This window comes from Aequorivita viscosa (genome assembly GCF_900106795.1).
Taxonomy (GTDB): Bacteria; Bacteroidota; Bacteroidia; order Flavobacteriales; family Flavobacteriaceae; genus Aequorivita; species Aequorivita viscosa.
This window is the reverse complement of sequence record NZ_FNNS01000056.1, coordinates 1-2,375: the sequence shown is the minus strand read 5'-3', so window position 1 is coordinate 2,375 and position 2,375 is coordinate 1. Positions and strand designations below refer to the sequence as shown.

Below are 2,375 nucleotides of genomic sequence, written 5' to 3'. Positions count from 1 at the left end.
TTCATAATGTGTAAAAATTTAAAATTAGTTAAAAAAATAGCGGGGGCCGGCCCCCGCTATTTTTTTAACTAACACACTTTATGAGATAGTCCCATATTAAAAAATTGTTATTGAGTTATTGGTTAGGGTTCGATTCAAATTTCAGTTTTGCTGCGCACACTGAAATTCACTCACCCACCTTTGATTGTTATTGGTTATTAAAAATTGTTAATTGGTTATTAGTTTTTATCATACATCACAAACCTGACAGGTCTTTGAGACCTGTCAGGTTTTAGACTTCTAGCCTCACATCTCATTTAAACGATTTAATTCTCTCATACAATTTTATCAATTCCTCTTTCGTCGTATTGTTCTGGGTGTTTATTTTTTCTATTAACGTAAAAAGTGCCACGGTGTTTTCTATGGTATTTCCACTTCGTTCTGCTACAGTTTTGTAAAATCGGTCGTTTAGGTGTTCGGTAGGAAGTCGAAGTTTGGTGCGGATATACTCTAAGAAAAGAACAATTTGCTTTTGTGCAATGGCGTGATATTCATTTTTATCCAAATACATCCCTGCAATGGTTTTGGTGTATTCGTAGGTTTTGTTGGTTAGTGGTTTTATGATTGGAATACTTCGCTGTTTCCGTTTTCCTTCAAATATTATAAAAAGAAGCACGCCAAACAACACAAAATGGTAAGCCCATTTAAAATATTTGTTGTTGAGCAAAACGCGCATAGGTGAAATGTTTATGTGCTTACCAGATTTGTAATAATTGTCCCAATACAGCGTTTTCCCGTCGTTTAGATATGATACTAATGCAGATGTATAATCGGCATTCGCACCCGAAAGAAGAAAGAAATTTGAAAATACCTCGGGTTGGGTATGTAGAAAAACATTTCCTTTTTCCATTGGCACTTTAATGAAATTAACCTGTGGCTTATCAATTTTATCCGAATTCACATAGATTCCTGATACACCCAAAACGGTGTGTGAAACTGTATCTATTTTTGAGAAATAACGCACATTGAAATCTTTTTTGATATGAAACGTTTTTCCAGACGCAATTGATTTGTTTGTTAGTTGTACAAGTGGCTCTGTAGATATTTTAGAGATACTCACTTGGGTCGCCATCTTTAAATTAAAGGTGTCCAGTAATTTTTCATTTAAATAATTTGCTGAAATAAAAACATTGTTGCCTTTTGAAGCCCAATTAAATAAGGAGTCAAGTTCCGTTTTATCGAAAGCTAATTCGTCATTGATAAATACATACGTCCCGTTGAGTCCCGCTTGCTGTAGAAATTCGAAAGGAGGGAGGTCGACTTCTTTAAACCGCTCCTTAAAAGAATCTTCCATTAAGTTGTGTAGTACGAAAGTTCCTAACGGAATTTTATCGGCTTTGAAATAACTCGGAAACCAATTGATAGGTTGTGGTTTCGTTGCTTCCACATACACCAGTGCCGCGAGCATAAGCAGAAAACCAAAAAGCACTATTTTTTGTGATCTAGACACCTGTTTTCGAAATTAGGGTTTTTAAATCGGAAAAGGTTGGTTTGGCTTTTGCAAAATCGGCTTCAGTTACTTCAAAATTTCCATACCACACGTGGTCGTATAGATTGGTTGCTTTTTGAAAACCGGATTTTAAAGTAGAGTCGCGAGGCATCGCGATTCTACTTATTTCAGAAATATATTCGCTGTTCGTTTTGTCGGATTCATATATAATAATTTCGGCTTCCGTTAATTTTTGAAGAATAAGTAAATAGGAATATCGTATTGCAAGCCTATAATCATTTGCAGTGAGCGCATTGTCTATCAATTCGGAAATATTTTTGCTTCGTATAATTTCTTCTTCATCTGAAAAAAAAAGTTCAGGTTTATCCTTTGAGGCAAACAATGTAGCTCCAGGATTCAATTTATAAAATAGCCATCCGATGAAGCATACTATCGCAGCAATAATGAGGTAGGGTAGTGTGTGCACTAAAAAAGCGACGAAACCATTGGCTTGATAATCGCCGACAAGCCAATGCCAAAACTTTAGCCAAAGTTCCCACAACCAACTTTTAAATTGCTGCCACCAATTTTCTTCTTCGTGTTTTTCGGAATAATCGAAAGCACGATCGTTTTTAAATTCTTCTAGCGTCTCTTTACTAAATTCGGGAGTTTGTAACCCTAATGTTTTATCATACCTAATTTCCGATACTGAAGTAGCAATGCTGTCCTGAACCTTCGCAAATCCTTCAAAAGGGGATAGGCTAAGGGAAATGAAAAGGAGAGAAAGCAGGGCGGTTTTCATTGAGGTTACAGGTTGCAGGTTAGAGGTTTCAGGTTTCAGGTTATAGGTTTCAGGTTGCGGGTTAAATGTTTCAGGTTACAGGTTATAGGTTTCAGGTTGCGGGTT

The 2,375-nt window shown here is 36.3% G+C and carries 2 protein-coding genes; both read right to left on the bottom strand.

Annotation, left to right across the window (positions count from 1 at the left end; all coding sequences use genetic code 11):
• Positions 1-292: 292 nt before the first annotated feature.
• Positions 293-1,489, bottom strand: coding sequence for a DUF4350 domain-containing protein (locus tag BLW28_RS15485; RefSeq protein ID WP_073217427.1), 1,197 nt, complete (start codon positions 1,487-1,489; stop codon positions 293-295).
• Positions 1,482-2,270, bottom strand: a complete 789-nt coding sequence (locus BLW28_RS15480; RefSeq protein WP_073217424.1) for a DUF4129 domain-containing protein — start codon at positions 2,268-2,270, stop codon at positions 1,482-1,484. Before BLW28_RS15480 ends, BLW28_RS15485 begins: the two co-directional genes overlap by 8 nt.
• Positions 2,271-2,375 lie beyond the last annotated feature (105 nt).

Coding starts and splice junctions, on each gene's coding strand:
- BLW28_RS15480 (WP_073217424.1), bottom strand. CDS start 2,270: ATGAAAACCGCCCTGCTTTCTCTCCTTTTCATTTCCCTTAGCCTATCC.